Source organism: Cupriavidus sp. GW823-FHT06D04, assembly GCF_058795055.1.
In genome coordinates this window covers 1-26,512 of sequence record NZ_JBXAHL010000008.1, presented here as the reverse complement: position 1 = coordinate 26,512, position 26,512 = coordinate 1, and the positions used below count along the sequence as shown (strand labels likewise).

The 26,512-nt window shown below is 68.7% G+C and carries 27 protein-coding genes and 2 pseudogenes; 16 read left to right on the top strand and 13 right to left on the bottom strand.

Annotated features, from left to right (window positions below; genetic code table 11):
* The first annotated feature begins 11 nt into the window (after nucleotides 1–11).
* Nucleotides 12–587, top strand: coding sequence for a hypothetical protein (locus AC1Q7H_RS12975; protein ID WP_041228757.1), 576 nt, complete (start codon nucleotides 12–14; stop codon nucleotides 585–587).
* 102 nt (nucleotides 588–689) lie between these two features.
* On the opposite strand, the gene AC1Q7H_RS12970 is transcribed toward AC1Q7H_RS12975, so the two are convergent.
* Nucleotides 690–1,064 (bottom strand): hypothetical protein, encoded by a 375-nt coding sequence (locus tag AC1Q7H_RS12970; protein WP_010811174.1) that lies wholly within the window; start codon nucleotides 1,062–1,064, stop codon nucleotides 690–692.
* A 171-nt stretch (nucleotides 1,065–1,235) separates the two neighbouring features.
* Complete coding sequence (locus AC1Q7H_RS12965) at nucleotides 1,236–4,082, bottom strand: M16 family metallopeptidase (RefSeq protein ID WP_492379708.1); 2,847 nt, start codon at nucleotides 4,080–4,082, stop codon at nucleotides 1,236–1,238.
* A gap of 163 nt (nucleotides 4,083–4,245) precedes the next feature.
* On the opposite strand from AC1Q7H_RS12965, the gene AC1Q7H_RS12960 reads away from it, so the two are divergent.
* Genes AC1Q7H_RS12960 through thpR form a run of 3 tightly spaced genes read left to right on the top strand, consistent with a single transcriptional unit; the run spans nucleotide 4,246 to nucleotide 6,813 of the window.
* Entirely contained in the window at nucleotides 4,246–5,727 is a 1,482-nt protein-coding gene (locus AC1Q7H_RS12960) for an AlkA N-terminal domain-containing protein (protein ID WP_492379707.1), read from the top strand.
* Nucleotides 5,724–6,224: a methylated-DNA--[protein]-cysteine S-methyltransferase gene (locus AC1Q7H_RS12955; protein WP_013954073.1), complete on the top strand. Its 501-nt coding sequence runs from the start codon at nucleotides 5,724–5,726 to the stop codon at nucleotides 6,222–6,224. The genes AC1Q7H_RS12960 and AC1Q7H_RS12955 overlap by 4 nt, the downstream gene beginning before the upstream one ends.
* Nucleotides 6,225–6,243: 19 nt before the next feature.
* Nucleotides 6,244–6,813 carry an RNA 2',3'-cyclic phosphodiesterase gene (thpR, locus tag AC1Q7H_RS12950; RefSeq protein ID WP_013954072.1) on the top strand — a complete coding sequence of 190 codons (570 nt, stop codon included), beginning with the start codon at nucleotides 6,244–6,246 and terminating at the stop codon, nucleotides 6,811–6,813.
* Here the strand turns inward: thpR and AC1Q7H_RS12945 are convergent.
* Complete coding sequence (locus AC1Q7H_RS12945; protein ID WP_153954293.1) at nucleotides 6,797–7,420, bottom strand: LysE family transporter; 624 nt, start codon at nucleotides 7,418–7,420, stop codon at nucleotides 6,797–6,799. The two genes, thpR and AC1Q7H_RS12945, sit on opposite strands and share 17 nt — an antisense overlap.
* Nucleotides 7,421–7,552: 132 nt before the next feature.
* Here AC1Q7H_RS12945 and AC1Q7H_RS12940 point away from each other — a divergent pair, with 132 nt between their 5' ends.
* The gene (locus AC1Q7H_RS12940) at nucleotides 7,553–8,446 is read left to right on the top strand and encodes a LysR substrate-binding domain-containing protein (protein ID WP_153954292.1); all 894 of its coding nucleotides are present in this window, start codon (nucleotides 7,553–7,555) and stop codon (nucleotides 8,444–8,446) included.
* A gap of 174 nt (nucleotides 8,447–8,620) precedes the next feature.
* On the top strand, nucleotides 8,621–9,379 hold the full coding sequence (locus AC1Q7H_RS12935; RefSeq protein WP_041228754.1) for a flagellar brake protein: 759 nt from the start codon (nucleotides 8,621–8,623) through the stop codon (nucleotides 9,377–9,379).
* A 104-nt stretch (nucleotides 9,380–9,483) separates the two neighbouring features.
* Here AC1Q7H_RS12935 and AC1Q7H_RS12930 read toward each other — a convergent pair whose 3' ends face one another.
* The 4 genes from AC1Q7H_RS12930 to AC1Q7H_RS12915 all read right to left on the bottom strand — a co-directional run bounded on the left by AC1Q7H_RS12930 (nucleotide 9,484) and on the right by AC1Q7H_RS12915 (nucleotide 13,418).
* Nucleotides 9,484–10,332 carry an IclR family transcriptional regulator domain-containing protein gene (locus AC1Q7H_RS12930; RefSeq protein ID WP_013954068.1) on the bottom strand — a complete coding sequence of 283 codons (849 nt, stop codon included), beginning with the start codon at nucleotides 10,330–10,332 and terminating at the stop codon, nucleotides 9,484–9,486.
* 128 nt (nucleotides 10,333–10,460) lie between these two features.
* On the bottom strand, nucleotides 10,461–10,586 hold the full coding sequence (locus AC1Q7H_RS12925; RefSeq protein ID WP_013954067.1) for a hypothetical protein: 126 nt from the start codon (nucleotides 10,584–10,586) through the stop codon (nucleotides 10,461–10,463).
* A gap of 156 nt (nucleotides 10,587–10,742) precedes the next feature.
* Nucleotides 10,743–10,877 carry a hypothetical protein gene (locus AC1Q7H_RS12920; RefSeq protein ID WP_256449231.1) on the bottom strand — a complete coding sequence of 45 codons (135 nt, stop codon included), beginning with the start codon at nucleotides 10,875–10,877 and terminating at the stop codon, nucleotides 10,743–10,745.
* Between the two features lie 246 nt (nucleotides 10,878–11,123).
* On the bottom strand, nucleotides 11,124–13,418 hold the full coding sequence (locus AC1Q7H_RS12915; RefSeq protein ID WP_492379705.1) for a patatin-like phospholipase family protein: 2,295 nt from the start codon (nucleotides 13,416–13,418) through the stop codon (nucleotides 11,124–11,126).
* A 234-nt stretch (nucleotides 13,419–13,652) separates the two neighbouring features.
* Between AC1Q7H_RS12915 and AC1Q7H_RS12910 the strand changes: the two genes are divergently transcribed.
* The 5 genes from AC1Q7H_RS12910 to AC1Q7H_RS12890 all read left to right on the top strand — a co-directional run bounded on the left by AC1Q7H_RS12910 (nucleotide 13,653) and on the right by AC1Q7H_RS12890 (nucleotide 16,663).
* Nucleotides 13,653–13,889 (top strand): hypothetical protein, encoded by a 237-nt coding sequence (locus AC1Q7H_RS12910; RefSeq protein WP_013954064.1) that lies wholly within the window; start codon nucleotides 13,653–13,655, stop codon nucleotides 13,887–13,889.
* Between the two features lie 46 nt (nucleotides 13,890–13,935).
* Nucleotides 13,936–14,262, top strand: coding sequence for a hypothetical protein (locus AC1Q7H_RS12905; protein WP_013954063.1), 327 nt, complete (start codon nucleotides 13,936–13,938; stop codon nucleotides 14,260–14,262).
* A gap of 98 nt (nucleotides 14,263–14,360) precedes the next feature.
* On the top strand, nucleotides 14,361–14,543 hold the full coding sequence (locus tag AC1Q7H_RS12900) for an oxidoreductase-like domain-containing protein (RefSeq protein ID WP_153954290.1): 183 nt from the start codon (nucleotides 14,361–14,363) through the stop codon (nucleotides 14,541–14,543).
* Nucleotides 14,540–15,403 carry an NAD-dependent protein deacetylase gene (locus AC1Q7H_RS12895; protein ID WP_153954289.1) on the top strand — a complete coding sequence of 288 codons (864 nt, stop codon included), beginning with the start codon at nucleotides 14,540–14,542 and terminating at the stop codon, nucleotides 15,401–15,403. Before AC1Q7H_RS12900 ends, AC1Q7H_RS12895 begins: the two co-directional genes overlap by 4 nt.
* A gap of 360 nt (nucleotides 15,404–15,763) precedes the next feature.
* Nucleotides 15,764–16,663 (top strand): DMT family transporter, encoded by a 900-nt coding sequence (locus AC1Q7H_RS12890; protein ID WP_492379703.1) that lies wholly within the window; start codon nucleotides 15,764–15,766, stop codon nucleotides 16,661–16,663.
* A 40-nt stretch (nucleotides 16,664–16,703) separates the two neighbouring features.
* On the opposite strand, the gene AC1Q7H_RS12885 is transcribed toward AC1Q7H_RS12890, so the two are convergent.
* The 3 genes from AC1Q7H_RS12885 to AC1Q7H_RS12875 all read right to left on the bottom strand — a co-directional run bounded on the left by AC1Q7H_RS12885 (nucleotide 16,704) and on the right by AC1Q7H_RS12875 (nucleotide 18,079).
* Nucleotides 16,704–17,258 (bottom strand): DUF1439 domain-containing protein, encoded by a 555-nt coding sequence (locus AC1Q7H_RS12885; RefSeq protein ID WP_013954058.1) that lies wholly within the window; start codon nucleotides 17,256–17,258, stop codon nucleotides 16,704–16,706.
* A 105-nt stretch (nucleotides 17,259–17,363) separates the two neighbouring features.
* Nucleotides 17,364–17,567 carry a SlyX family protein gene (locus tag AC1Q7H_RS12880; protein WP_010811191.1) on the bottom strand — a complete coding sequence of 68 codons (204 nt, stop codon included), beginning with the start codon at nucleotides 17,565–17,567 and terminating at the stop codon, nucleotides 17,364–17,366.
* 86 nt (nucleotides 17,568–17,653) lie between these two features.
* The gene (locus AC1Q7H_RS12875; RefSeq protein ID WP_013954057.1) at nucleotides 17,654–18,079 is read right to left on the bottom strand and encodes a VOC family protein; all 426 of its coding nucleotides are present in this window, start codon (nucleotides 18,077–18,079) and stop codon (nucleotides 17,654–17,656) included.
* Between the two features lie 263 nt (nucleotides 18,080–18,342).
* Between AC1Q7H_RS12875 and AC1Q7H_RS12870 the strand changes: the two genes are divergently transcribed.
* Nucleotides 18,343–19,290, top strand: coding sequence for a LysR family transcriptional regulator (locus AC1Q7H_RS12870; protein ID WP_011617941.1), 948 nt, complete (start codon nucleotides 18,343–18,345; stop codon nucleotides 19,288–19,290).
* 15 nt (nucleotides 19,291–19,305) lie between these two features.
* Here the strand turns inward: AC1Q7H_RS12870 and AC1Q7H_RS12865 are convergent, their stop codons facing one another.
* The 3 genes and pseudogenes from AC1Q7H_RS12865 to AC1Q7H_RS12855 form a co-directional block, all read right to left on the bottom strand.
* Nucleotides 19,306–20,082, bottom strand: a complete 777-nt coding sequence (locus AC1Q7H_RS12865; protein ID WP_013954055.1) for an enoyl-CoA hydratase — start codon at nucleotides 20,080–20,082, stop codon at nucleotides 19,306–19,308.
* 15 nt (nucleotides 20,083–20,097) lie between these two features.
* Nucleotides 20,098–21,064 (bottom strand): annotated as a pseudogene (locus AC1Q7H_RS12860) (tripartite tricarboxylate transporter substrate binding protein).
* A gap of 49 nt (nucleotides 21,065–21,113) precedes the next feature.
* Nucleotides 21,114–22,277 (bottom strand): CaiB/BaiF CoA transferase family protein, encoded by a 1,164-nt coding sequence (locus AC1Q7H_RS12855; RefSeq protein WP_013954053.1) that lies wholly within the window; start codon nucleotides 22,275–22,277, stop codon nucleotides 21,114–21,116.
* 302 nt (nucleotides 22,278–22,579) lie between these two features.
* On the opposite strand from AC1Q7H_RS12855, the gene argG reads away from it, so the two are divergent.
* The 4 genes and pseudogenes from argG to AC1Q7H_RS12835 all read left to right on the top strand — a co-directional run.
* A complete protein-coding gene (argG, locus tag AC1Q7H_RS12850; RefSeq protein ID WP_013954052.1) occupies nucleotides 22,580–23,905 on the top strand; it encodes an argininosuccinate synthase in 1,326 nt (441 codons plus the stop codon).
* Between the two features lie 231 nt (nucleotides 23,906–24,136).
* Complete coding sequence (locus AC1Q7H_RS12845; protein ID WP_013954051.1) at nucleotides 24,137–25,477, top strand: MFS transporter; 1,341 nt, start codon at nucleotides 24,137–24,139, stop codon at nucleotides 25,475–25,477.
* Between the two features lie 17 nt (nucleotides 25,478–25,494).
* Nucleotides 25,495–26,088 carry an RBBP9/YdeN family alpha/beta hydrolase gene (locus tag AC1Q7H_RS12840; protein ID WP_211979500.1) on the top strand — a complete coding sequence of 198 codons (594 nt, stop codon included), beginning with the start codon at nucleotides 25,495–25,497 and terminating at the stop codon, nucleotides 26,086–26,088.
* 124 nt (nucleotides 26,089–26,212) lie between these two features.
* A pseudogene (locus AC1Q7H_RS12835) lies at nucleotides 26,213–26,512 on the top strand (IS110 family RNA-guided transposase); the annotation flags it as partial.

Here is a 26,512-nt window from a genome sequence, read left to right as displayed (position 1 = left end):
CAGGAGTCGACGTGAACACGATGCAGTTACGCGGGCCGGACAGCCCGCTGCAGGCAGGGCATGATGGCGACGCGCCGCACCGGCTGCGCGCCGTGGTGGCAACTTATCGTCCCACGCTGCAGGCCTATACGCTGGCGGTGTCGCCGGCCGAGTTGATGGCACTCAGCGCGCTGCCGGCAGAGATGGCGGGCGGCGTGGGCGGCACCTGCGATCCACGCGCGCACGCGCACCTGGCGCGCCTGCGTGGCGAGGTCCAGGCCAGCGGCATTGCGTTGCCGGGTGCCATCGTGGTCGCGGTCAACGGCGGCAGCCTGCAATGCGAGTTTGACCACCTCTACACGCTGTCGCTGCATCCGCGCCGTGGTGACCGGCTGATCGTGCTGGACGGCTATGAGCGGCTGCTGGCGCTTGCGCATGGCGAACGGCGGCAATGCAAGACGCTGGTGTCGGCGGTGCTGTGGCGCGCGGCGCTGGATACTGCCGCGGCGGTGCCAGCGGCGGAGGCCGCCAACGAAGTGATCGACGCAGCCTTGGCGCAGTCGTCGTGCGCGGCGCGCTGGGCCAACGCCACGCGGGTGTGGCATTGACCGGGGCACCGGGCACGAAGAACGGGCTCAGCGCAATGTGACGGAAGCCGCCTGCATGGCGGCTTTTTTCTCTTCTAATGGTCTGACGTGCGCGCAAGCCGCTTATTGCGGCCACACGCCATCGACATCGCGCAGCAGGTGGCCGGCGAGGATATAGTCCCCGAGCCGCGTGGCCTTGGCCTCGAGGTCGAGCAGTTCATGGTCCGCCAGCGTGCCCAGATCGAACTGGCAATAGAGATTGCGTTGACGGAACGTGGCCTTGGGTTTGGCCAGCCCTTCGATCAGGGCTTCGCGGGAACGGACGGCGATGCTTTCTTGTCCGCGATACTGCACCTTGATACCGCGCTTTTCTCCGAGCCTGCCGAGTTCGACGGCATCCTGCCATCCTGTCTCGTAGTCCAGCTCAAGCGCCAGCACGCCTTCCGAGGCCAGAAGCCTGAGCGCTTCTGCCTTGCTGCCAGCTCGCACGATTGACATCCACACCTCTTATATCGACTTATACTGTACGAATATACAGTCAACCCGGGGTCGCGGCAAGGGGCTTGCACCGGACGCCTGCCGACCGCTCCCTGCCTTGCCGCCGCGATGTTGCGCAGGCCGCGCCTGCGGCCTTTCGCCAGTGCAGCCGAATATTGTTTCCCGCGTATGTCAGGGCTGCACCTGCGGTGCCGCGCCGGCCGCTTCGTTGCCTGTGCTCCCGGGCGCGCCGGCGCCACTTCCGCTGCCGGTCGTGCCCGCCTGCGCCGGTGCGCCGCTGAAGTCGCCGGCATAGACGCGCGACAGCGTGCCTGGCTGCATGTAGCGCCGAATGGCCGCGTTGACGGCTTCCGGCGTGGCGTTGCGCAGGCGCTCTTCGAGTTCGGCGGTGAAGGCCATGGTGCGGCCCAGGTAGAGCTGGTTGGCCAGCGCGCCGGCCAGCGCGGCATCGTTGCTGCGGCTGACCATGCCCTGCTGCAGCAGGCCGCTGACGGCCTCGGCCAGTTCCTGCGCGGTGATGCCGTCGCGCACGAAGCGCTCCAGCTCCTCGGCCATGGCGCGTTGCAGGCGCGCCAGGTTCTGCGGTGCGTATTGCGCCTGCAGGCCGAAGCGTCCCGCGCGGTCGAGCGCGCCCACCTGCACCCAGCTGCTCGCGCCATAGCTCAGGCCTTCCCGCTGGCGCAGCCGGTCAGCCAGGCGGCCGCGCAGGCTGGCGCCGCCGAGCACGCGGTTGGCAATCATCATCAGCGCATAGTCCGGCGCGTCGTTGGTCAGGTCGATCGGCGCGGCGGCCAGGTAGATGGCATTGGCCTTGCCCGGAGCGGGCAGCGTGAACTCCGCCGGCGGGATCGGCACATAGGGGCGCTCGACGCGCGCGTAGGGCTGTGGCGCGCTCCAGTCGCCGAACAACTGCGCTGCCTGCGCGGCCGCGGCCGGGGCATCGAAGTCGCCCACCAGGCTCAGCTGCGCGTGGCCCGCGCCGTAGAAGCGCGCGTGGAAATCACGCACCTGCGCCAGCGTGACGGCCTGCAGGTCGTCGATGTTCTCGGCAAAGGTGCGCGCATGGCGCGGGTCGCCCGCGGGGTAGGGGTCGCCATGGCGGCCCAGCGCATTGGACGCCATCACGCCGGGCTCGCGCTGGATGCTTTCGATTTCCGCGATGCTGGTCTTGCGCAGCGTTTCTAACTCCGCCTCGGGGAAGGTCGGTGCGCGCAGCAGGTCGCGCAGCAAGGCCAGCAGTTCCGGCAGGTGCGCGCGGCGCGTATCGAAGCTGACGGTCACGCGCTCAGAGCCGCCAGAGATGCCGACGCGCGCGCGCAGCGCCTCGATGCGGTCGGCGATCTGCTGGCGGTCCATGCCAGCCGCGCCGCGCCGGAGCATGGAGGCGGTTAGCGCGCCCACCGTGGTCAGCCCCTGCAGGCTCTGCACGTCGCCCATGCGCAGCACCAGCGTGCCGTGCACCACTTCACCGCGCGCGGGCTTGGGCAGCAGCGCCAGCTGCATGCCGTTGGCCAGCGTCTGGCGCGTGGTGTGGTCCTCGATATTGGCGGGGCTGGGATCGAACGCCGCCACCGCGGCCATTGCCTGCCTGCCCTGGTAGCCGCTGACCATGGCGGTGACATCGGGCGCCGGCGGCACCTGCGTGCGCGACGGCTGCTCGACGGGAAGGAACACGCCCACGGTGCGGTTCGATGCCTGCAGGTAGTTCAGCGCCACGCGCTGCACGTCGGCAAGCGTGGTGGTCTCGATGCGATCGCGCGCCAGGAAGAACAGGCGCCAGTCGCCCTTGGCGATGGCCTCGGACAGCGCAATGCCGAGCGCGCCGGGATCGTTCATGTAGTGTTCGTACGCGTTGCGCATGCGCACGCGCGCACGTTCCAACTCGGCCTCGGTCACGGGCGCCTCGGCAAAGCCCTCGACCTGCGTGATCAGCCCGGCGCGCGCGGCCGCGAGCGGCTGGTCTTTGGACGTCTCGACCATGAGCAGCAGCGCGCCCGGGTCTTTCATCGCATAGAGCGCGGTGCCGACCGACACGGCCTGGCCACGCTCGACCAGCGCCTTGTACAGCCGCCCGCCCGGCGTGTCGCCGAGGATGATGGTCAGCAGCGAGAGTGCCGTGCTGTCCGGATGCGCGCCCGGGCTGACGTGGTACTGCGCGGCGACCAGGCTGTTGTCGCCGGGGCGCATCACTACCAGCTCGCGCGCGCCTTCCTGTGCGGGCTCGACGGTATGCTCGGGCGGCAGCACGCGCGTCGGGCGCGGGATCGGCCCGAAGTAGCGCTCGATGCGTGCCAGCGTGGCGGCGGGATCGAACTTGCCGGCCACCACCAGCACCGCGTTGTCGGGCTGGTAGTAGCGGCGATAGAAGGCACGCAGGTTGTCGATGCTGACCTGCTCCACGTCGCTGCGCGCGCCGATCGGGGCCTTGCCGTAGTTGTGCCAGCGGTAGGCGGCGGCCATGGTCTGCTGCATCAGCATGCGCCCGGGGCTGTTTTCGCCCATTTCCATCTCGTTGCGCACCACCGTCATCTCGCTGTCCAGGTCGGCGCGCGAGATCACGCTGTTGACCATGCGGTCGGCTTCCATGCGCAGCGCCCAGTCGAGGTTGTCGTCGTTGGCGCTGAAGGTGCCGAAGAAGTTGGTACGGTCCTGCGCGGTGGTGCCGTTCACGCTCATGCCGCGCCGCGCGAACTCGGTCGGGATGGTCTTGTCCGGCAGCGCTGGCGTGCCCTTGAACAGCAGGTGCTCGAGCAGGTGGGCCATGCCGGTCTCACCATAGTTCTCATGGCGGCTGCCGACCAGGTAGGTGATGTTGACGGTGGTGGTGGCCTTGGCCGCGTCCGGTGCCAGTACGATGCGCAAGCCGTTGGGCAGGCGGTATTCGGTGATGCCTTCGACCGACGCCACCTGCGTGGCCCTGGCAGGCGTCGCCGCGGGGGCGGTCTGCACTGGCTGCGCCAACGCCGGCGCGCAGGCAAGCGAAGCAAGCAAGGACAGGTGCAGGGCAGTGCGGCGCATGGCGTCTCCGGGCGGGCGGTGGCAGTGAGTTGGTGGGTGAGGCACGAAGCGCATTCTAGCCGCCGCCCCTGCCAGGAACTGTGCCGCAGCCCACGCCTCCGCGCCAGAGGGAAATGTCCGAATCCAGCGGGTAAGTCGTTGCAGGTAGCGGTAGCATGCCGTCATGCACCTCGATCCCGATACCTGCTACAAGGCCGTGGCCTCGCACGACCGCCGCTTCGACGGACGCTTCTTCGTGGGCGTGTCGTCGACGGGCGTGTACTGCCGGCCGGTGTGCGCAGTACGCACGCCCAAGCGCGAAAACTGCACGTTCTATGAGAGCGCCGCGGCGGCGGAGAAGCATGGCTTCCGCCCCTGCTTGCGCTGCCGTCCGGAGCTGGCGCCCGGGCATGGGCTGGCCGATATTTCAGGCCGGCTGGCGCAGGCCGCGGCCACGCTGATCGACGAGGGCTTCATGGCGGAAGGCAGCGTGGCCGCACTGGCAGCGCGCATCGGCGTGACCGAGCGCCACCTGCGGCGCCTGTTCGATGCACAGTTCGGCGTGTCGGTGCTGGAGTACGCGCAGACGCAGCGGCTGCTGCTGGCCAAGCGCTTGCTGGCCGACACCGCGCTGCCGGTGACCGAAGTGGCGCTGGCGGCGGGTTTCGGCAGCGTGCGCCGCTTCAACGATGTGCTGAAGACCCGCTACGGCCTGACGCCGCTGGCGCTGCGGCGCCGCGCCGCCGACGGCGTGGCCGACCGGCTGGTGTTCGACCTGGGCTACCGTCCGCCGTTTGCCTGGGACGCATGGCTGCGCTTCCTGGCTACGCGCGCGGTGGACGGCATCGAGGCCATCGGGGACGGCACCTATATGCGCACGCTGCTGGTGGATGCCGGCGGCAGCACGCACACCGGCTGGGTACGCATCGAACACGTGCCGCGCCGGCTGGTGCTGCGCGTCACGTTGTCGGCCTCGCTGGCGCGCGTGATTCCGCAGGCGCTGGGCAAGGTGCGCCGCCTGTGCGACCTGGGCTGCCGCCCGGACGTGGTGGACCGGCACCTGGGCGAGCTTGCCGAGGCAATGCCGGGCGTGCGCCTGCCGGGCAGCGTCGATGGTTTTGAGATCGCCGTGCGCGCGGTGGTGGGGCAGGTGATCTCGGTGGTGCAGGCGCGGCGCATCCTGGGCGCGCTGGCGCAGCATGCGGGGCAGGCGCTGGACGGCACGCCCCCCGACGGCCTGCACTACACGTTCCCGACTGCCGCCGCCATTGCCACCCTGCCAGGGCAAGCCTTGCGCGATGCCGGGGTCTCAGCTGGCAAGGCGCGCACGCTGCTGGCGCTGGCGCAGCGCGTGGCCGACGGCACGCTGGCGCTCGATGCGCACGCGCCGCCTGAGCAGACCGTGGCGGCGCTGCGCGAGGTCGGCGGCATCGGCGACTGGACCGCGCAGTATGTCGCCATGCGCGCGCTGGGCTGGCCCGATGCCTTCCCGGGCACTGACTATGCGCTGCGCAAGGTGCTGGGCGTCAGTACCGTGCGTGCGATGCACGAGCGCACCGCGCAATGGGCGCCGTGGCGTGCCTACGCCGCCATCCACCTGTGGCATCGCTATGAAGCGATGAAGGACGCGGCCAGCGCCGCGGCCGAACCGGAGACGATCACATGACCAGCTATCGCCATATTGACAGCCCGCTCGGGACCATCCTGCTGCGCGTGCAAGGCGCACACCTGACCGGCCTCTTCTTCGCCGGGCAGAAATACCACCCCACGGGCATTGCCGACAGCCGCGACGTGCGGCCGGCCGATGCCGCCGTGCTCGACCGCGCCGCGTCGGAACTGGCCGATTATTTCGCCGGCCGCCGCGATACTTTCACCGTGCCGGTGCGCTTTGCCGGCAGCCCGTTCCAGCAGCGCGTGTGGGAGGCGCTGCTGGCCATCCCCTGCGGCGAGACCGCGTCGTACGGCGAACTGGCCCGCGCCCTGGGGCTGCCGCCCACGCATGCGCGCGCAGTCGGCGGCGCGGTGGGACGCAACCCGCTGTCGGTGATCGTGCCCTGCCATCGCGTGCTGGGCAGTGCCGGCGCACTGACCGGCTACGCCGGCGGCATCGAGCGCAAGCGCGCCTTGCTGCAACGCGAAGGCATCGGCACCACGCCAGGCTGATCGCGCTGGCTGCGCTGCCATGCCGCGCCTGTTCATTGCCGTGGAAGTCCCGCCCGCGCAGGCGGCATGGCTGTTGTCGACCCTGCCGCCCGCGCACGGCGTGCGGCCGGCAGCGCCAGAGCAGGTCCACCTGACCCTGCACTTCCTGGGTGAGTGCAACGTGCCTGGCGCAGCGCTGGAGGCCGCGCTCGACAGCATCCGCGCGCCCGCCTTCCTGCTTCAGGTGGCCGGCACCGGGCGCTTTCGCAGCGGCCAGGGTTCGGTGCTGTGGGCAGGCCTGGCGCCAGGTCCCGGCCTGGACGCGCTGCGCGCCCTGCACGCGGATGTCGGGCAGGCGCTGGCCGAGGCCGCGGGCATTACCCCGGAGCGGCGGCGCTTCCATCCGCACCTGACGCTGGCGCGCTGCAAGCCGTCCGTGCCGGAAAGCGTGCTGCGCGCCTGGCTCGATACGCACCGCACGCTGGCAAGCGAGTCCTGGCACGTGCGGCGGCTGGTGCTGTTCGAAAGCCGGCTCGGCCCGCAAGGCCCCCAGCATCTCGTGCGCCAGGCCTGGCCACTGACGCAGGCTGGCCCTACGCCAGGTTGCTGAGCCCCAGCGCCACGCCCAGCCCGCACAAGGCCGAGCCGATGGCGCGGTCCAGCAGGCGCTGGCGCCGCAGCATCGCCGCGCGCAGCGCGGGCGCGGTGAACACGCACGCCACCAGGCTGAACCACGCCAGGTGCGCCATCGACATGAACCCGCCATAAGCCCATTGCACCGGCACCGGCGTGCGCGCATCGACCACCTGGGTGTAAGTGCTGACCACGAACAGCGTGGTCTTCGGGTTCAGCGCATTGGTCAGGAAGCCCATGCGCAGCGCCGCCCACGGCCGCAGCGTGCGCGCACCTTGCAGGTCTACTGCCAGCGCCTCGCGGTTGCGCAGCGTCTGGATACCGATCCACACCAGGTAGGCCGTGCCCAGCATCTTCACCACCGTCAGCACGCTGTGCGCATGGGTCATCAGCAGCGCCACCCCGAACATCGTATAGAGCACATGCACCTGTACCCCCAGCGCGATCCCGAACGCGCTGAGCAGGCCGGCGCGGCGACCGTACAGGTAGCTGTTGCGGGTCACCATGGCGAAGTCCGGGCCCGGACTGACAACGGCCAGCACGGTCACGGCGGCGACCGCCAGGGATTCGGCGATTGGGGGCATTTTCTGTCAGATTACGTTGCAGTTATCCGGAGATCGCCACATCGGGAGATCCGGGCGTACCCAATTCTGCGGGCCGGAAAGGACCGCCACAACCGATATATACTCGCGCAATTACGTGAGAAAAACTGACTGATGCACTGGCTGGGCTGGATCCGATTCTTCGAGGCCGCGGCGCGCCACGAAAGCTTTGTCCGGGCGGCGGAGGAACTGCACCTGACCCATGGCGCGGTCAGCCGGCAGATCCGCCAGCTCGAGGACACGCTGGGCGTGGCGCTGTTCGAGCGGCGCAACCGCGGGGTTTTCCTGACCGAGGCGGGGCGCACGCTGTTTGCGGCGTCCACGCAATCGATGGAGGTGCTGGCCGGCGCCGCCGCGCGCATCCGCACACAGCCGCCGGGGCGGGCGCTGGTGCTGTCATGCGAGCCGACCATCGCCATGCGCTGGCTGATCCCGCGGCTGCCGCGCTTTGCCGCGCGCCATCCCGATATCCCGCTGCACCTGATGGCCGCGGGCGGGCCGATCGACTTCACCCGCAGCGGCGCCGACCTGGCACTGCGGCGCAATGACTTTGCCTTCGATGCGCGCTGGCACGCGCGCGAGGTGGCGCAGGAACGGGTAGGGCCGGTGTGTCGGCCGCAGCTTGCGCAGGGGGCGGCCACGGTCCCGGCGCGCCTGCATACGCGCACGCGGCCCGAGGCATGGCAGCGCTGGCAGGCGGTGCGCGGCGATGCCGCCGCCGTCGTGCAGTGCGAAGGCGACGCCTGGTACGAGCATTTCTACCTCAGCCTGCAGGCCGCCGCCGCGGGGCTGGGCTGGGCCATGGCCTCGCAGCTGATGGCCGCTGACGAGATCGCCGATGGCCGGCTGGCCGCGCCATTCGACTTTGTGGCCGACGGATCGGCCTATCATCTGCTGTCGCCCGCACCGTTTGAACACGACACGCGCCGGCTGGTGCTGCTGGCTTGGTTGCGCGAAGAGGCGCAGGCAACGCTTGCTGCGCCGCCGCCATCGCCGTTGGACGCCTGAAAGCGGCGTGCGCGCTACCCCCCGGAAGTCTGTGCTTAAGTTCTGCCACAGATCTGCCGAAGTGAGACCATGAGTCTTGCCGGGCAATGGGGCAGGCGCTTAACATGCGCGCGGCCGGCAGGCCCAAGCCCCCGTACCCGGCGATCCCAGCCACTTCAGACGTTGCGTGAATCCATGAATCAGCACGATGCCTCCGGGCCAGCCGATAACGGCGCCGAATCCGACATTGAGCCGGCGGATGAGCGTTATCGCCTGACGCACAACTCGCAGATCGGCACCGTGCTGCGCGACCTGTCCTGGCAGAAGTGCATGCTGAGCGTGCGCACCCGCACCGGGCACCAGTTCGTCACGTCGGTCCTGCACGTCGACCCGGTCGACCGCACCTTCGTGTTTGACTGGTGCAATACAGAGCCCGAACGGATGTCGCTGCTGACCTCGGAGGAGAACGCCTTCTCGGGGCTGTTGCGCGGCGTGCCGGTCAACTTCGTGGTGGGCCAGCCGGGCGCCACGCGCTATGAGGAAGGCCCGGCCTTCGTTGTCGAATTCCCGGAGAAGCTCTACCACTTCCAGCGCCGCCGTCATTTCCGCGCGCGCACGCTGGTGACCAGGGGCTACCGCTGCGAGATCCACATGTCAGACAAGACCGTGCTGGGGCTCGATATCGCCGACCTGTCGCTGTCGGGCGTGGGGCTGCGCTCGAAGACGGTCTCGGCAGAGCAGTTGCCGGTCGGCACCACGGTCGGCAAGTGCCGGCTGGACTTCCGCGAGCTGGGCAAGCTTGAGCTGGACCTGCAGGTGGTTGGCCACTGGCTGGTGGGCCATGACGACAGCGCCATCCACCATTTCGGCTGCGCCTTCATCCATCCGGACGGGCGCATAGAGAACTTCCTGCAGCGGCTGGTATTTGCGCTGGAACTGGCGCACCGGGGCTGATGCACCGTAGCGGATGCCGCGGCATATTGCCGGCCACGGCGTGACCGCGGCCATGCTCAGACCCGCGCGGCTGCGCGGGTAGTTAGCGGACTAGTAAGCGGCAATCAGGAGCCGATCAGCCGGCCGATTGCCGCCGCGGCTTCGCGTATCGGCGGCAGCAGCCGCGAGATCATCTCCGCTTCGGAGACACGCGCGGCGCGCACGCTCACGCTCAGCCCCGCCAGCACGATGCCGGAGGCCGAGCGCACCGGCACGGCCATCGCGCGCAGGCCCGGTTCCAGCTCTTCATCGACGATCACGTAGTCCACTTCGCGGGCGCGCTCGAAGCATGCTTCCAGCTCCTGGCGCGAGACCTTGGTCTGCAGCGTGCGCGGGCGCAGCTCGGCATGCTCGAAGAAGCCGTCCAGCACCGTGGCGGGCTGGTGCGCCAGCAGCAGCCGGCCGTTGGAGGTGCAGTAGGCCGGCAGGCGGCTGCCCATGCCCAGCGAATAGTTCAGCACCCGCTGCACTTCGGAGCGCACCAGGTACAGGATGTCGGTGCCGTCCAGGATCGCCAGCGTGCAGGTCTCGTGGATGCGTGCGCTCAGGTTGTCCAGGATCGGCTGCGCCAGGGACACCAGCGAGGTCGACGAGAAATAGGCGTGGCCCAGGTGCAGCACGCGCGGCCGCAGCGCAAACTGCCCATCCTGCTGGCTGACGTAGCCGAGCTGTTCCAGCGTATAGAGGCAGCGGCGCACCGAGGCGCGCGACAGCTGCGTGCGCTGCGCCACCTGCGAGATCGTCAGCGGGCGCTTGCGTTCCGAGAAGGCCTCCAGCACGGTCAGCCCGCGCGCCAGCGACAGCATGAAGTTGGGATCGCCGGCAAAACTGGCGAGCAGGTCGGCCTGGGGCCGGGCAACGCGGACGGTGTCGGCCTGTGCATGGCCAAGACCGAGGGGGCGGAGGACATCCATTGGGAGGTGTGTTGTCTGGGCTTGTTGTCCGATAATCGCGCAATCTTAAACCGGCTGGCCGCCAGGGGCCAGCCTTTGCTGCATTCGCGCATCGCCCGCACGGCACGAGGGCCGGATGCTGCGCTGCGTCAGCGCCCGCGCCGCTCCGCGATCTCGTAGAGCGCCATGCCTGCCAGCATGGCGCCGACAAAGCCCCAGGCCTTGGCATAGCCGGCACCGAGCGCTACCAGTGCGAACGCCGCGCTGCCCAGCACCAGCGATGCCTACCAGCAGCCCGGCCGCCAGCACCTCGGCCCAGCCGGCATCGATTTGCGCCGCGGGCATGGCATCGAACGCGCCCGCCAGCCACGGCGCCAGCAACAGCCCGATCACAAAGGCGGCGCGCCAGGCGCTGTCGCCGTGCGGCAGCTTCAGCAGGCCGCCGACAATGCCGCTGATGCCGGCAATCGGCCGAGACCCGGGATCATCAGCGCCGCCGCGAGGCCGATGACCAGCCCGCCGGCCAGCGACAGCCACGGCGTGAAATGGGTGAAATCAATCTGCATGGGAGGAGGCGCGCGAAGGGGCGCGGAGCGGCCGCAAGTGCAGACCGAGGCCCGGATTATGGGCGCCGCATGCCAAGCGGGCGCCCAAAAAAAATGTCGCCGCTGGGGAGCGGCGACCGGGGAAGGTCGTCATTCAAGAGGGGGTCTTGGTGACGTAAAAAGTATAGATATTTGAATTAAGACATTACATACAACTTTGGTAGGGTACGGCGGGTTCACATTTGGTGAGCGCTTATGCTGGCCGGCTCAGAAGGGTTTGCCCAGGAACAGGTAAAAGCTGTATGTGCCTGCGGCGGCGCGTCCATAGGCCAGGTAAAGCGGGCCCAGCGGACTATCCAGCGCCAGGAAGACCGAGCCGGATTTGAGCAGCCCGGTCGGGCTTCCCGGCACCAGCGGGTCGCCCATGCGGCCCGCCTCCAGCGAAAAGCCTGCGTACACGCCTTGCAGCAGGGTCTGGCGCGCAAGCTTGTTGTAGTACACCAGCCGCGCAAACTGCAGGTTGCCGCCCAGCAGCTGTCCCGTGGCATAACCGGATTGCTGCAGGAAGCCGCCCCACTGGAACAGGTCATAGCGCGGCAGCGGCTTGCCGCCAAGATTGCTGCCGACCTTGAAGGCCAGCGAGACCGTGTTGTCACCGAACGAGTGGGCATAGATGCCCTCCGCCTGCGCTTTGACATAAGCCTGGTCGGCACCCAGCCCCGGCTGCGAGGCGTAGATGTGCAGCCGGGCCGCATAGCCGAAGCGCGGGAAGTCGACGCTGTCGAGCTGGTCGAACAAGAGCCGCCCGGTGATGGCGCCGCGCCGGATATTGCCCGGGCCTGGCGACAGCGACTCGGGGCCGGTGCTCAGGGTGGCGTGTTCCGAGCCGGTCTGCACGCCCACGCGCAGCTCGCCGTACTTGGTGAACTGGCTGCCCGCGTCCAGCGCGATGTCAAAGCGGCGCAGGTCGTAGGTGGCGATGCGCGTGCTGCCCTGGAAGACATTGACCGGGCGCCGCTCCAGCTCGATGCGTGGCGCGATAAAGAAGTACTGGCGCGTATCCAGCGGTTGGTAGAACTCACTGATCAGCGACGAGGTCTGGCCCACCTGCGCATCGGTGCGCCATTCGGCGCCAAGCGCATTGAGCCAGGTGCGCCGGTAGCTGCCCACCAGGTTGAAATAGGCATCGCCGCGGAAATCCGAGCTCAGCCCGAGCCCGAAGCGCAGGTAGTCGGGACCGTAGGATTTCTCCACCGCATTGACCGCCAGCACGCGCTTGCCGGGCTCTTCCAGGATGCCGTAGTTGACGTGCTCGAAGTCGCCGGTGCCGAACAGGCGGCGCATGTCCTGGTCCAGCGTGGCCTGGTCGACCGGCTGCCCGGGCTTGGTTTCCATCACCGCGGTGGCGTAGTCCGGGTTGACGCGCTGCAGCGGCGCCAGCCGGATCTCGTCGACCGGGCGGGTGTCGGGCGGCTGTACCGCCTGTTGCCTGGCGCGCAGTTGCGCATATTGCGCCGGCGGCAGTGCCAGCGGCGCAAGGCGGTCGGCGACCTTGCGCGCGGCGGCCTCGCCGATGGGGATGGTTGCCGGAAGGTGGTCGAAGTCGGTCGCGGAGAAATCGCCCAGCGCCGGCTCGATCAGCACGTCGGTGGGCCGCAGCGAGGCCAGCGACGCACGCACGTTCTGCTCGGTCAGGATATTGAGCATCTGGCCGGTCACGCCGATGATCGAGGTCAGCTCCTCGCGCTTCATCAGCGGCGTGCCTAGGTTCACCGCGATCACGACATCGGCGCCCATCTTGCGCGCCACGTCCACCGGCAGGTTGTCGGTCAGGCCGCCGTCGACCAGCAGCCGGCCCTCATACTCGGCCGGCGCCACCGCGCCCGGCACCGACATGCTGGCGCGCATCACGTTGGCCAGCTCGCCCTGGCTGAACACTACTGGCGTGCCCGCCACCAGGTCCGTGGCCACGGCGCGGTAGGGAATCGGCAGATGGTCGAAGTCCCGGTAGCCGGGCGCGTTTGCCAGCTGGCGCAGCACGGTCTCCAGCTGCACGCCCGAGACCGCGCCCTTAGGCAGCAAGAGGCCGCTGGCCTGCACCCCGATCTCCGGCGTGAACAGGTTGGTGAAATCGTCCTGCTTGCGCCGGATGGTCAGGTCCTGGCGCGGCGGGCGTTCCTTGAAGATCTTGTCGGTGCTCAGGCCGCCGACCAGCCGCTCCATTTCGGCGGGCACCATGCCGGTGGCATAGGCACCCCCCACCAGTGAACCCATGCTGGTGCCTGCGATGCAGTCGACCGGGACGCGCATCGCCTCCAGCACCTTGAGCACGCCGATATGCGCCGCGCCGCGCGCGCCGCCGCCCGAGAGCACCAGGCAGATGCGGGGGCGCGCGCCCGCGGCCCGCTGCGGCGTGGCTGCCGCGGCCTGGTTCGCGGGCGGCTCAATCGCCGGCGCCGCCGGCATGGAGGCCGGCTCAGCGGCCAGGACCGCGCCCGCAGCCAGCGCCAGGGCCGCCGGTACGAGCAGTTCGCGCAAGCAATGGAATGGGGCTGCCTTCATGGCACCGTGGGGTTCGCAATCGGTTCGCTGACGGCCGCAGCGCGCGGCAGTGGCCCCGCCCGGCGGCCGCCGGGCGGGACATCCGGCTATCTTCGGGCAAAATGCCGCATGCAGGCCGCCCGCTCGCGGCCGTGCAAAAACAATTCATCACGCCGTTCGGAAGCGTGCAGATCGGCACGCGACCCCGCGGTGCCCTGCACTAGGATGGATACAGGCGAGGTGCTTGGGGGTTGCATGTACGGTTATTTCTTTTGCCAGACCGCCGCGGGACAGCTCACGCTCATTCCCCGCGAGAAGGACTGGATGCTGATGCTGGGCAATGGCGTGATGGGGAGGTTCCCGGATGCCCAGGCAGCGGTGGATGCCCTGCACGAAGGCACCCTGCGGGTGCAGGGGCAGCGCATCGATGCCAGCGCGCTGGGCGTGCCGGCACGCGCGCACGACTGGCTCTACCATGTACTGAGCCGCTGACGCGGCGCACCGGCGGACGCGCTGTCCCGCCAAAGGGGGAATCGCCATGACTGCCCTGGTCGAGTGGACCCGCGAGCATACCTGCCGGCTGTTTCCGATGTCGGCCGAATACCATCGCAGCGACGGCAACCAGGTGCAGGTCAGCTGGCAGGCCGAGCCGGCCGGCTCGCCCGGGCGCTGTCGCCTGAGCGCGGCCCTGCAGTTCGACCAGAGCGTGATCGACGCCGTCTACCTGGCCGACGCCGCCGAACTTGCCCGCATCGGCGCCAGGCTGGCCAGCGTGGTGTCGCGCCGGCTTGCCGAGGACGACATCGCCTGCCTGGCGGGCACGGCGCTGGTGATCCCGGTCGGCGAGGGGCTGCTCAGCCACTGAGGGGTCCGGCGGCAGGCCGGGGCTGGCGGGAATATACTGGCGGTTGATCCGCCATTGCGCCTGTTCGCGAACTGTCAGTGTCCCAAGCGTCCCCCGCCATGCCCCCCGACGACCCCCGCCCGGTGCCGCCAGAGCGGCCCGGCGACGACGAGTGCTGCGGCTCCGGCTGCGATCCCTGCATCTTCGACTACTACTACCAGGAGATGGACCGCTACCGCGAGGAGCTGCGCGCCTGGGAGGCGCGCCAGGCGGCGCGCCATGCCGAGGATCCGGCAAGTTGAGCGAGCCGCTGCAACCCCCGCACCCGACGTCCGCGCTGTTCGATTTCGTGCAGCGCCACCCGCGCCTGTTCGTGCTGACCGGCGCGGGCATCAGTACCGATTCCGGCATTCCCGGCTACCGTGACGCGCGCGGCCAGTGGCAGCGCTCGCAGCCCATCACGCTGCAGGCCTTCCTGGGCTCGCACGCGGGGCGCCAGCGCTACTGGGCGCGCAGCATGCTTGGCTGGCCGGTGGCGTGGCAGGCGCGACCCAATGCCGCGCACCATGCGCTGTCGCGCCTTGGCGCGCACGGCCGGCTCACGGCGCTGGTCACGCAGAATGTCGACGGCCTGCACCAGCGCGCCGGCAGCGAGGGTGTGATCGAACTGCATGGCAGCCTGGCCAGCGCCATCTGCCTGGACTGTGGCACGCGCCATGACCGCGCCGGCCTGCAGGACTGGCTGCTGGCACAGAACGCCGCGCTGCGCGACGTGATCGCCGAGCCCGCCGCCGATGGCGACGTGCATTTCGAATCGCCGCTGTTCGCGCAGTTCCGCGTGCCCGAGTGCGGGCGCTGCGGCGGCATCCTCAAGCCGGACGTGGTGTTCTTCGGTGAATCTGTGCCGCGTCCGCGGGTCGATGCCGCGCGTGCGGCACTGGAAGCAGCGGATGCCATGCTGGTGGTCGGTTCGTCGCTGATGGTCTATTCCGGCTACCGCTTCTGCGTCTGGGCCGGACAGATGGGCAAGCCCGTGGCCGCGCTCAACCTGGGCACCACGCGCGCGGACGCGATGTTCGCGCTGAAGGTGGAAGCCGGATGCGCGCCGACACTGCAGGCGCTGGTGTCCCGGCTGGAGCAGGGCACGACAAAACCTCGTTGACGCGATGGCCGCACAGGCATAGCATCGCCAGATTGCTTCTTCAAAGTCTTCGATTCCCACCATGACCGCAGACCGCCAACGCCCCATCAACGCCGCGCCCCCGGGCCGCGCGTTGCCATGCGTGCGTCGCCAGCCTGCGTTCACATCTGTCGCGCCGCCGCCGTTCATCGGCGGTGCGCACCCGCCGCCGCCGCCGCGCGGCTGACGGGTACGCCCCCCAGCCTCATTCGTCTCCGGTAGTCCCGTATCCGTGTGCCTGCGCGCACGGCAGCCGCACGCCTGTACGCGTCTGCCGCCGTCCCATGGCCGCATGCCGATGCGCGTCGCCGGAGCCTGCCAAGCTGACGACAGGTGACATCCATGACAACCGACAAAGACTGCGTGGCGCAATTCGACGCCGCCACCGGCACACGCACCACCAACTCCTTCGCCTGGGCCACGCCCCTCTTCGTGCTGCTGTGGAGCAGCGGCGCCATCGCCGCCCGGCTGGCCCTCGACCACGCCGCGCCCTTCGCCTTGCTGACGCTGCGTTTCGCGCTGGTCTGCGCCGTGCTGGGCGCGATCGGCCTGGCCAGGCACCGCCAGCTGCCGCCGCGCGGCGAGCGGCTGTACACCGCCGTGACCGGCCTGCTGCTGATCGGCGGCTACTCCGTCTTTTACTTCCTTGCGCTCGACCACGGCATGACACCCGGCGTGCTCGCCACCGTGCTTGGCGCCCAGCCGATGCTGACCCTGCTGCTGACCGAGCGGCGCTTCAGCGCCGCACGCATGGCGGGCCTGGCCTTCGCGCTCGCCGGGCTGGCCATGGTGGTGGCGGACAGCCTGCTGCTGGCCAGACTGTCGCTGGCGGGCATGCTGTGCGCGCTGGCCTCGCTCGCCAGCATGACCGTCGGCGCCATCCTGCAGAAGCGCATCACGCGTGCACCGGCTGAAGTGCTGCCGCTGCAGTACGGCGCGAGCCTCGCGGCCTGCCTGCTGTGCCTGCCGTTCCAGCCCTTCGCCTTCGATGCTTCGCTGGCGTTCGCTGCGCCGTTGCTGTGGCTGGCACTGGTCATTTCGATCGGTGCGACGCTGCTGTTCTACCGCCTGATCCGCGCGGGCAACCTGGTCAACGTTACCAGCCTGTTCTACCTGGTGCCGGCGGGTACGGCGGTGCTCGACTACCTGCTGCTGGGCAACCGCATGGCGCCGCTGGCGATGGCGGGAATGGGGGCGGTGCTGGCGGGGTTGGGGGTGGTGTTCAGAGGTGGGCGGGGATGAGGTAGAGGAAGAAGGAGCGAGCCTGGCCCGCAGGCTATGCCTACCGCTGCTTCACCTCCACCCGCACTTCATCCTTGCCCACGGTAATCGCCCCCGGCTCCACATCCTTGCCGCCGACGCGCAGCTCCTCGGGCTTGAAGGTGTAGACCGGATAGTCCTTCAGCAGCTGCTGCGCAACCACGGCGCCGATCGCATTGAGTTGTTCGCGGTATTGCCCCATGCCGGCAACTTCCACCTGCTGCACGGTCGGGTTGTCTAGCAGCACCGCGCGCTTGGCCGGGTCATAGCGCACGCCGCTGTTCAGCGCGAGCTTGCCGTCTACCGGCGGGGAGGGCAGCAAGGCGTTGGTCAGGCGTGCGTCGACGTGGGTGGTGACGCGGTTGTTGGCTTCGTCCAGCACCAGCCGGGGATGGCTGAGCTGCACGCTGACGACTTCGGCGTAGCGCAGCGTGGCGGGGAAGCGCTGGTCCAGGGCGGTCTGCAGTTCCTGCCGGGAGAGGGAGTACTCGCCGGTCCAGATGTTGTAGCCGGCCAGCGCCGAGGAGGCACCAGCGACGCAGGCGGCGGCAATCAGCAGGGAAGGTTTCACACGCATGTGGCGGATGGGGCGCGCCTGTCGAGGGCAGCGATGGATGGGTCAGCCTGTCAGACCGCGCGGGCGGGGTGGCGTTCCGTCACATCGGCGATCGGCCCGCGTCCATCAGTAGTGCGGCGGGATTTCCTGCTGGGGATCGGCTTCGGCCGCGGTGGTGGCGGCGCTGCGCACCTGCTGGTACAGCGCGCGGAACTGTTCCTGCAGCAGGTCGATCTGCTGCTGCTGGCGCGCCACGGTGCTGTTCAGGGTATCAAGCAGGTCTTCCTGGAAGGCGAGCTTGATTTCGAGTTCGTTGATGCGATCGTCCATGGCGTGGTTTCTCCGGCAGGCGGCGCATTGTAAGCCTATCGGCCCACATGGCGCTCCGCCGGCCGGGAAACGGCGTTACATCTTGCTTACTTCGGTGCCGTCAGCAGCATCCACATGATGCCGAAGCGGTCGGTGACCATGCCGAACTGCTCGGCGAAGAAGGTCTTGTCCAGCGGCATCACCACCTGGCCGCCTTCCTTCAGGCCGTTGAAGGCTTTTTCGACCGCGGCCTTGTCCGGGTAGTTGATCGACAGGCCGAATCCCTGGAAGTTGGGCTGGTTCGAGCAGCGGCCGTCGGAGGCCATGATCACGCTGTCGCCGATCTGGAACTCCATGTGCATGACCTTGTCTTCGGTGCCGGCGCCGGGCTGGCACCCCGGGCTGGCCTTGTCGGCCTCCGGGTTTTCCTTGAACGTCATCCGCATGTTGACCTTGGCGCCGAGAATCTTCTTGTAGAACTCAACGGCTTCATCGCAACGGCCTTCGAAAAACAGATAGGGTTGGACTTGCATGACAACTCCTGTAGGTAGGCCGCCGCTCGGGCGGCCGTGGATATCGGCATGGCGCGCGAATCAGGCGGCGCGCTGGCAACTGGCGCACGCTCTTGTGTACGCCGTCCACAATACCTTAGCAAAGAAAATGGACGACGTCCACATCAAGTGAGTGGAGTGTGTGCGGACCGGGTGGCGGGCGGGAGCCCACAGTGCTGCACTAGAATGGCCGCGACACCACCAGCGCCAATCCCTTCGACCGTCCCGACCTAAGCGGAGTTGCTTTGCGTTACGAACTGACCGACCTGCGCCTGTTCCAGGCCATTGCCGATGCGCAAAGCCTGTCAGGTGGCGCTTCGGCCACGCATATCACCGCGTCGGCGGCGAGCTACCGGCTGAAGAACCTGGAGCACGCGATGGGCACGCCGCTGTTCGTGCGCACCGCGCGCGGCATGGAACTGACGCCCGCCGGTGAAACCCTGCTGGTCCATGTGCGCGAACTGCTGCTTGGCGTGGAGCGCATGCATGGCGAGGTGGGACGCTTTTCTGCCGGGCTGAAGGGCAATATCCGGCTGCTGGCCAACAGCAGTTCGCTCAACGGTTTCATCATCCCGAGCGTGAGCCGCTTCCTGCTGGCCAACCCGGATGTGAACATCGACCTGGAGGAGCGCGCCAGCCAGTCGATCCTGGCGGCGGTGGCGGCGCACGAAGCCGATGTCGGCATCCTGGCGGGAGATTTCCAGACGGGCGGCGAAGCCACCGGCGTGCGCTCGGTGCGCTATGCGCGCGACGAGCTGATCCTTGCGGTGGCCGCGGATCACCCGCTGGCGCGCGAGCCTGAAGTGCGTTTCGGCGCGGCGCTGGCCTTCGACTTTGTCTGCATGAGCCGCACCAGCAGCAACTTCCTGTTCCTGCGCGACATGGCGCAGCGCGCGGGCAAGGGGCCCAACGTGCGGCTGCATGCGCACAGCTTCGATGCGGTGCTGTCGCTGGCCGAGGCCGGCGTGGGGGTGGCGCTGGTGCCGCGCAGCGTGGCGGCGCAGGCCTTGCGTGAGGCGCGCGTGGTGGGGGTGCGGCTGGCAGAGCCGTGGGCCCTGCGCGAACTGAACCTGATCGTGCGCGCCGACGGCAAGCTGCCGGCGTTTGCCGAGGCCTTTGCGCAGTTCCTGCTGAACGATCCGCGCGTGGTGGCCACGCGCGAAGGCGGCGCCGTCGCGGCCACGGCGCCGTAAGCACTTCCCCGCGCTTCAGCGCTTGCGGTTCAGGAAGGTGGCCATGTGCTGCTGCGGCTCGCCGGTGTCGAAGGCGCTGCCGAACTCGGTCACGCTGTTGTTGATCGACACTTCCAGCGGCGCATCTTCCCACTCGCGCAGCAGGCGCTTCTGCTGACGCACCGCGACCGGGCCGAAGCCGGCCAGCAGCGCGGCCACGCGTTCGATTTCCAGGTCCAGCTCCGCCAGTGGCACCACGCGGCTCACCAGCCCCCACTGCAGCGCCTCGGCGGCATCGGAGATCTCGCCCGTCAGCAGCATCCATGCCGTGCGCGCATTGCCGATCAGGCGCGGCATCAGCGCGGCGTGGATCACCGACGGGATGCCGACCTTCACTTCCGGCATGCCCAGCTGCGCGTTGTCGGCGGCGATGCGGATATCGCACGCCAGCGCCAGTTCCAGCCCACCGCCCAGGCACCAGCCCGGCATGCGCGCGATCACGGGCACCGGCAGGTGGCGCACGGCGTCGCACAGGCGGCGCAGGCCGCTGATGAAGGCCTCGGCGCTGGCGCGGTCCAGCGCGGCCATTTCCTTGATGTCGGCACCGCCGACAAAGCCTTTCTCGCCGGCGCCGCGCAGCACCAGCACGCGTACCGCGTCATTGCCGGCCAGCGCTTCGATGGCGCGCGTGAGCGATGCGATCACCGGCGTGCTCAGGATATTGAGCGAGCCCGCCTCGCGGATGGTGACGGTGGCGATGCCGCGCGCGTCGATCTCGACGCCGGCGTGCGGTTCTTGCTGAAGTGCGCTCATGTCGTTCCTTGTGGCTTACTGGAGCTTGGTGAAGTGGATGTCCTCGACGACTTGCTTCCAGTGCGCATTCTGCCCGGATCAGGTCGCCGAAGGCCTTGCGCGATGTCGGTGCCGGGACCGCGCCTTGTTTCTCGATGGCGGCGATCACCTCCGGCTCGGCCAATACCTGGCGCACCGCGTCGTTGAGCTTGTCGAGGATGGCAGCGGGCGTGCCCGCCGGTGCGCCCAGGCCGAACCACGACGGGTTGTTCATCGCCGGCAGCCCGGCCTCGGCATAGGTCGGCACATTGGGCAGCACCTTCAGGCGCTGCTTCGCGGCGACCGCCAGCGGCTTCAGGCGCCCACCCTGGATCAGGCCCGACGACGATGGGATATTGTCGAACACCACCTGGATCTGGCCCGCCACCGCATCGTTGAGCGCTGGGCCCAGGCCCTTGTACGGCACGTGCAGCATGCGCGTGCCGGTGGCGTTCATGAACAGCTCGCCGTTCATATGGCTCAGTCCGCCGTTGCCGGACGAGCCGAACGAGTACTTGCCGGGGTTGGCCTTCAGCAGCTTGATGAACGACTGCAGGTCCGTGGCCGGGAACGCCGGGTTGACCACCAGCACGTTGGGCACGTCGGCCAGGTTGCTGACCGGAGCGAAGTCCTTGACCGGGTCATAGGCGGTCTTCAGGTAGACATTGGGGTTGACCGCGTGCGAGCTCTCCACCTCCATCACCAGCGTGTAGCCGTCGGCCGGCTGCTTGGCCGCGTAGGCGCTGCCGACCGCGCCGCCGGCGCCCGGGCGGTTCTCGACCACCACCGGTTGCCCCAGCACCGGGCCCAGGCGCGTGCCGACGATGCGCGCGATGATGTCGGTGGTGCCGCCGGCGGCATAGGGGACGATCATCTTGATCGGCCGGTCGGGATACGCGCTTGCATGCGCGGCGCCGCTTGCGCATGCAGCCAGCAGCGCGATGGCGGTGAAGGTTGGTTTCATCGGTGTCTCCGTGTCAGTGTTTTCGGTCTTGTGGGTCGCTGCGCGCCGTTCAGCCTGCCGGGCTGTGTTCGCCCAGCAGCGGCGGCGGTGGCAGCGGCAGGTCGTGCCCGGCCAGCATCGGGTTGCGCACCATGGGCACTTTGCCCATGACGGGGTGTTCGGCCACCTGCATCAGCCCGCGGTGTTGCACCTGTGGGTGGGCGAAGACTTCATCCATAGTGTGGATCGGCCCCCAGGGCACGCCGGCCGCATCGAAGGCATCGGTCCACGCAGCGCGCGTGCGTGTGGGGAATAGATCGGTCAGCACGGCGCGCAGCGCGGGCAGGTGCTCAATGCGCGCGGAGTTGGTGGCGTAGCGCGGGTCCTGCGCAAGATCCGGCATGCCGGCCACGGCGCAGAAGCGCGCGAACTGGCTGTCATTGCCGATCGCCAGGATCAGGTGGCCGTCGGCGCAGCGGAACACTTCATAGGGCGCGCAGTTGGGATGGGCATTGCCGCTGCGCTGCGGGTTCTGGCCCGACACCAGGTAGTTGGCAGCCTGGTTGGCGTTAATCGCCACCGCGACATCGAGCAGCGCGATATCCAGGTGCGCACCCAGCCCGGTCGCCTGGCGCTGGTACAGCGCGGCCAGGACGGCGGAGGTGGCATACATGCCGGTGCTCAGGTCGACCACGGCGACGCCGGTGCGCAGCGGCCCGGCGCCGGGCGTGCCGTCGGGCTGGCCGGTGTAGCTCATCAGCCCGCCCATGCCCTGGAACACATAGTCATAGCCGGGTTTGTCCGCCATCGGCCCGCTCTGGCCGAAGCCGGTGATCGACAGGTAGACCAGGCGCGGATTGATCGCCTTGAGCGTGTCGTAGTCCAGCCCGTAGCGGCGCAGCGTGCCGACCTTGTAGTTCTCGACCAGCACGTCGGCCTCGCGCGCCAGCTCACGTACCTGCGCGGCGCCCTCGGGCGTGCCATAGTCGATCGCGACCGAGCGCTTGCCGCGGTTGCAGCAGATGAAGTAGCCAGACAGGCGCTGCGTGTCTCCGCTGCCCTCGGGCGCTTCCAGGTAGGGCGGGCCCCAGCCGCGGGTATCGTCGCCGCGCTCCGGGTGCTCGACCTTGGTCACCTCGGCGCCCAGGTCGGCCAGGTTCTGGGTACACCAGGGACCGGCCAGGATGCGCGACAAGTCCAGGACCCGGACTCCTTCCAGGGCGCGATGCAGCATGACGACTCCGCTTTCAGACAACAGTGCGGCGGAGTATAGGGAGGGGCCCAGGCGCGAACCAGTCGAGAGTTTTGAAAGGCGCGTTCGCGGGATTTGAATGGTCCGGCGGGCCCGGATGCAGGTGGCGCCGACGCCCCCGCCAGTCCCGGCGTTTGGCGCGTGGGCGCTGCCGTGTCACAATTCGCGTTTGGCACTGACTCGGCACGTGACTCGGCCGGCCGCGTCGCCGTGCTTCCCGCCGCCCCGGCGCGCGTATTGGAAGCCCGCCCAAGAGCCGACAAATTCACTTAGATTTTCTGGCGATGACTACCATCCTTCAGCACATTCCTTCCGGCCAGCGCGTCGGAATCGCCTTCTCCGGCGGCCTTGACACCAGCGCGGCGCTCCTCTGGATGCGCCAGAAGGGCGCCGTCCCCTACGCCTACACCGCCAACCTGGGCCAGCCCGACGAGCCCGACTACGACGACATCCCCCGCCGCGCCAAGGCCTACGGTGCCGAGGAAGCCCGCCTGGTCGACTGCCGCACGCAACTGGTGGCTGAAGGCATCGCCGCCATGCAGTGCGGCGCGTTCCACATCTCGACTGCCGGCATCACCTACTTCAACACCACCCCGATCGGCCGTGCTGTCACCGGCACTATGCTGGTTGCCGCAATGAAGGAAGATGGCGTCAACATCTGGGGCGATGGCAGCACGTTCAAGGGCAATGACATTGAGCGTTTCTACCGCTACGGTCTCCTGACCAACCCCGGCCTGCAGATCTACAAGCCGTGGCTGGACCAGCAGTTCATTGACGAACTGGGCGGCCGCGCCGAGATGTCGGAGTTCATGCGCCAGAACGGCTTCGACTACAAGATGTCGGCCGAAAAGGCATACTCGACCGACTCCAACATGCTGGGCGCCACCCACGAGGCCAAGGACCTGGAGCACCTGGATTCGGGCATCCGCATCGTCCAGCCGATCATGGGCGTGCAGTTCTGGCGCGATGACGTGGAAGTGAAGCGCGAAGAAGTCACCGTGCGCTTCGAGGAAGGCCAGCCGGTCGCGCTGAACGGCCAGACCTTCGCCAACAGCGTCGACCTGTTCATGGAGGCCAACCGCATCGGCGGGCGCCATGGCCTGGGCATGAGCGACCAGATCGAGAACCGCATCATCGAAGCCAAGAGCCGCGGCATCTACGAAGCCCCGGGCCTGGCGCTGCTGTTCATCGCCTACGAGCGCCTGATCACCGGCATCCACAACGAAGACACCATCGAGCAGTACCGCGACAACGGCCGTCGCCTGGGCCGCCTGCTGTACCAGGGCCGCTGGTTCGACCCGCAAGCCATCATGCTGCGCGAAACCGCCCAGCGCTGGGTGGCGGGCGCCATCACCGGCGAAGTCACCATTGAACTGCGCCGCGGCAACGACTACTCGATCCTGAACACCACCTCGCCCAACCTGACCTACAAGCCGGAACGGCTGACCATGGAGAAGGGCGAGTCGATGTTCACGCCGCTGGACCGGATCGGCCAGCTGACCATGCGCACGCTGGATATCGTCGACACGCGCGAGAAGCTGCAGACTTATGCCAAGAGCGGCTTGCTGTCGACCAAGGTCAGCGCCTCGCTGCCGAAGCTGGAAGACTGAGCTTCGCCGCGCCTCGCCTGACGGCGGGCCAGCGAGAAACCGGCACCTTCGGGTGCCGGTTTTTTTTGTCTCGGCGTTTTCCCCAGCTGTCCCGGAATGTCAAACGTACGTCCCGGAATATCAAACCGCACGGTCCCGATCGCCAGATACTGCCTGCGCTCGTCACCCTTCGGCGGCGGGCTGTGAACGCACGGCGGCGCGAAGACCGCCGGTCTGCTTCCGGAGACGCCCATGTCCAGACCCCGCCTTGCCCTTGCCGCAGAGTCGGCCACGCCGGCCCTGCCGGCTGCTGCCGGACCGCGCTATGCGTGGCTCGTCTTTGCGCTGACGTTCGCGCTGCTGCTGTCGGACTATATGTCGCGCCAGGTGCTCAACGCGGTGTTTCCGCTGCTGAAGGCCGAATGGCAGCTCGGTGATACGGAGCTGGGCGCGCTCGGCGGCGTGGTGGCGCTGATGGTGGGCGTGCTCGCGATTCCGCTGTCGCTGCTGGCCGACCGCTGGGGACGCGTGCGCAGCCTGATCCTGATGGCGGCGCTGTGGAGCCTGGCCACGCTGGGCTGCGCGGTGGCGGACAGCTTCGGCCAGATGTTCCTGGCGCGGCTTTGCGTTGGCATCGGCGAGGCGGCGTATGGCAGCGTGGGTATCGCGGTAGTGGTGTCGGTGTTCCCGCGCCATCTGCGCGCCAGCCTCAGCGCGGCCTTCATTGCCGGCGGTGCCTTCGGCTCGGTGCTTGGCATGGGGCTGGGCGGTGTCCTGTCGGCCCACTTTGGCTGGCGCATTGCCTTTGCCGGGATCGCCGGCTTCGGCCTGGTGATGGTGGCGCTCTACTACCTGACCATCAGCGAGCATCGGCTGCGCGGGCTCCAGCAACGCGTGAGCGCGGCCAACGGCGACGCGGCGGTCCCGGCCCGGCAACTGGAGCCGCGCCGGATCGTGCGCGAGCTGCTGACGGTGCCTTCCATGCTCTGCGCCTGCGCCGGCAGTGCGCTGCAGCTGCTGGTGATGGCGGCGCTGCTGGGCTGGCTGCCCAGCTTCCTGTCGCGCGACTACGGCATGGCGACCGGACGCGCCGGCGTGGCTGCGGCAATGCTGGTGCTGATGGCCGGCGTGGGCATGGTGGCCTGCGGAGCGCTGACCGACCGCGTGGCGCGGCGCGTGCCCGCGCGCAAATGGCAGATGGCCATCGCCTACAGCGTGATCTGCTGCGTCTTGCTGATGACGGCGTTCCGGCTGCCCGCGGGCCATGCGCAGCTGGTGCTGATCGGCGCGGGCATGCTGGTGGTGGGCGGCACCGCCGGCCCAGCCAGCGCGATGGTGGCCAACCTGACGCGGCCTGCCATCCATGCGACCGCGTTTGCCACGCTGACCCTGATCAACAACCTGCTGGGGCTGGCACCGGGTCCGTTCCTCACCGGCGTGCTGGCCGACCACATCGGCCTGACCGGCGCGCTGCAATGGATTCCGCTTGCCGGTGCGGCCGCGGCCCTGCTGTTCTGCCTCGGCCGCCGGCGCTATGCGGCGGACCTGCGCCGCCTGGATGGCCACGCTGTGCCTGACGTTGTTCCTGCCTGACTCCTTCCAATCCGACCATGACTGCTACACCCACCCACACTGTCCTGATGGTGCCGGGCCTGCGCGACCACGTCGCCGAGCACTGGCAAACGCTGCTGCAAGCCGAACTGCAGGCGCAGGGGCGCGACGTCCGCTGCGTGCCGCCGCTGGAGCACGACAAGCTCAGTTGCGCGGCCCGCGTCGCCGCGCTCGATGCCGCGCTGGCGGACATCGACAAGCCGGTCGTGCTGGTCGCGCACAGCGCCGGCGTGATGATCACCGTGCACTGGGCGGCGCGGCACCAGCGCCGAATCCTGGGCGCGCTGCTGGTGACGCCGCCGGATTTTTCGCAGCCGCTGCCGCCCGGCTATCCGGCGCAGGACACGCTGGTGCAGGGGGGCTGGCTGCCGACGCCGCTCGCGCCCTTGCCGTTCCCCAGCCTGGTTGCTGCCAGCGGAAACGACCCACTGGCCAGCCATGCGCGTGTCGCGGAGATGGCCGCCGCATGGGGCAGCCGGCTGGTGGACCTGGGCAACGTCGGCCACCTCAACCCTGCCGCGGGCTACGGCCCGTGGCCGCGTGCCCATGACTTGCTGGCGGAGCTGGGCACCCTGGTCACGCACGATTCGTGACCCGCCGCGTCCGCGGCACAACAAAAGAATCCGGCCGCAAAGGCCGGGCAACCAAGATCCTATGAGACAGGACAAACCGATGCTTAAAATCAGCGTGTCGTGCTTGGCTCACAGGGGAGACATCATGCGTACAGATATCGAGGATCGGGTGTTGGCGGTATCGCTCGAACTGGCGGCCGCGAAGTGGAAGGTCGCGTTACACGACGGTCACCGCGAGCAGCCTGCGGTGCATACGGTCGCGCAGCCGCAAGCCTCAGCGCGTCTGCAGGCGGTGCTGGACCTGATCGAACAGCACAAAAAGAAGTGGTCCCTACCAGCCGGGGTGCGCGTCGTCGTAAGCTACGAGTCCGGCCAGGACGGGTTCTGGATCTGTCGCGCGCTTCAGGCGCACGGCATCAAGTGCTACGTCATCGATCCGGCCAGC

Excerpts from the sequence above, each read along its gene's own strand:
- AC1Q7H_RS12970 (WP_010811174.1), bottom strand. The coding sequence starts at position 1,064 with ATGTCAATCGTGCGAGCTGGCAGCAAGGCAGAAGCGCTCAGGCTTCTG.
- AC1Q7H_RS12965 (WP_492379708.1), bottom strand. The coding sequence starts at position 4,082 with ATGCGCCGCACTGCCCTGCACCTGTCCTTGCTTGCTTCGCTTGCCTGC.
- AC1Q7H_RS12960 (WP_492379707.1), top strand. The coding sequence starts at position 4,246 with ATGCACCTCGATCCCGATACCTGCTACAAGGCCGTGGCCTCGCACGAC.
- AC1Q7H_RS12955 (WP_013954073.1), top strand. The coding sequence starts at position 5,724 with ATGACCAGCTATCGCCATATTGACAGCCCGCTCGGGACCATCCTGCTG.
- thpR (WP_013954072.1), top strand. The coding sequence starts at position 6,244 with ATGCCGCGCCTGTTCATTGCCGTGGAAGTCCCGCCCGCGCAGGCGGCA.
- AC1Q7H_RS12945 (WP_153954293.1), bottom strand. The coding sequence starts at position 7,420 with ATGCCCCCAATCGCCGAATCCCTGGCGGTCGCCGCCGTGACCGTGCTG.
- AC1Q7H_RS12940 (WP_153954292.1), top strand. The coding sequence starts at position 7,553 with ATGCACTGGCTGGGCTGGATCCGATTCTTCGAGGCCGCGGCGCGCCAC.
- AC1Q7H_RS12935 (WP_041228754.1), top strand. The coding sequence starts at position 8,621 with ATGAATCAGCACGATGCCTCCGGGCCAGCCGATAACGGCGCCGAATCC.
- AC1Q7H_RS12930 (WP_013954068.1), bottom strand. The coding sequence starts at position 10,332 with ATGGATGTCCTCCGCCCCCTCGGTCTTGGCCATGCACAGGCCGACACC.
- AC1Q7H_RS12920 (WP_256449231.1), bottom strand. The coding sequence starts at position 10,877 with ATGCAGATTGATTTCACCCATTTCACGCCGTGGCTGTCGCTGGCCGGC.
- AC1Q7H_RS12915 (WP_492379705.1), bottom strand. The coding sequence starts at position 13,418 with ATGAAGGCAGCCCCATTCCATTGCTTGCGCGAACTGCTCGTACCGGCG.
- AC1Q7H_RS12910 (WP_013954064.1), top strand. The coding sequence starts at position 13,653 with ATGTACGGTTATTTCTTTTGCCAGACCGCCGCGGGACAGCTCACGCTC.
- AC1Q7H_RS12905 (WP_013954063.1), top strand. The coding sequence starts at position 13,936 with ATGACTGCCCTGGTCGAGTGGACCCGCGAGCATACCTGCCGGCTGTTT.
- AC1Q7H_RS12900 (WP_153954290.1), top strand. The coding sequence starts at position 14,361 with ATGCCCCCCGACGACCCCCGCCCGGTGCCGCCAGAGCGGCCCGGCGAC.
- AC1Q7H_RS12890 (WP_492379703.1), top strand. The coding sequence starts at position 15,764 with ATGACAACCGACAAAGACTGCGTGGCGCAATTCGACGCCGCCACCGGC.
- AC1Q7H_RS12885 (WP_013954058.1), bottom strand. The coding sequence starts at position 17,258 with ATGCGTGTGAAACCTTCCCTGCTGATTGCCGCCGCCTGCGTCGCTGGT.
- AC1Q7H_RS12880 (WP_010811191.1), bottom strand. The coding sequence starts at position 17,567 with ATGGACGATCGCATCAACGAACTCGAAATCAAGCTCGCCTTCCAGGAA.
- AC1Q7H_RS12875 (WP_013954057.1), bottom strand. The coding sequence starts at position 18,079 with ATGCAAGTCCAACCCTATCTGTTTTTCGAAGGCCGTTGCGATGAAGCC.
- AC1Q7H_RS12865 (WP_013954055.1), bottom strand. The coding sequence starts at position 20,082 with ATGAGCGCACTTCAGCAAGAACCGCACGCCGGCGTCGAGATCGACGCG.
- AC1Q7H_RS12855 (WP_013954053.1), bottom strand. The coding sequence starts at position 22,277 with ATGCTGCATCGCGCCCTGGAAGGAGTCCGGGTCCTGGACTTGTCGCGC.
- argG (WP_013954052.1), top strand. The coding sequence starts at position 22,580 with ATGACTACCATCCTTCAGCACATTCCTTCCGGCCAGCGCGTCGGAATC.
- AC1Q7H_RS12845 (WP_013954051.1), top strand. The coding sequence starts at position 24,137 with ATGTCCAGACCCCGCCTTGCCCTTGCCGCAGAGTCGGCCACGCCGGCC.
- AC1Q7H_RS12840 (WP_211979500.1), top strand. The coding sequence starts at position 25,495 with ATGACTGCTACACCCACCCACACTGTCCTGATGGTGCCGGGCCTGCGC.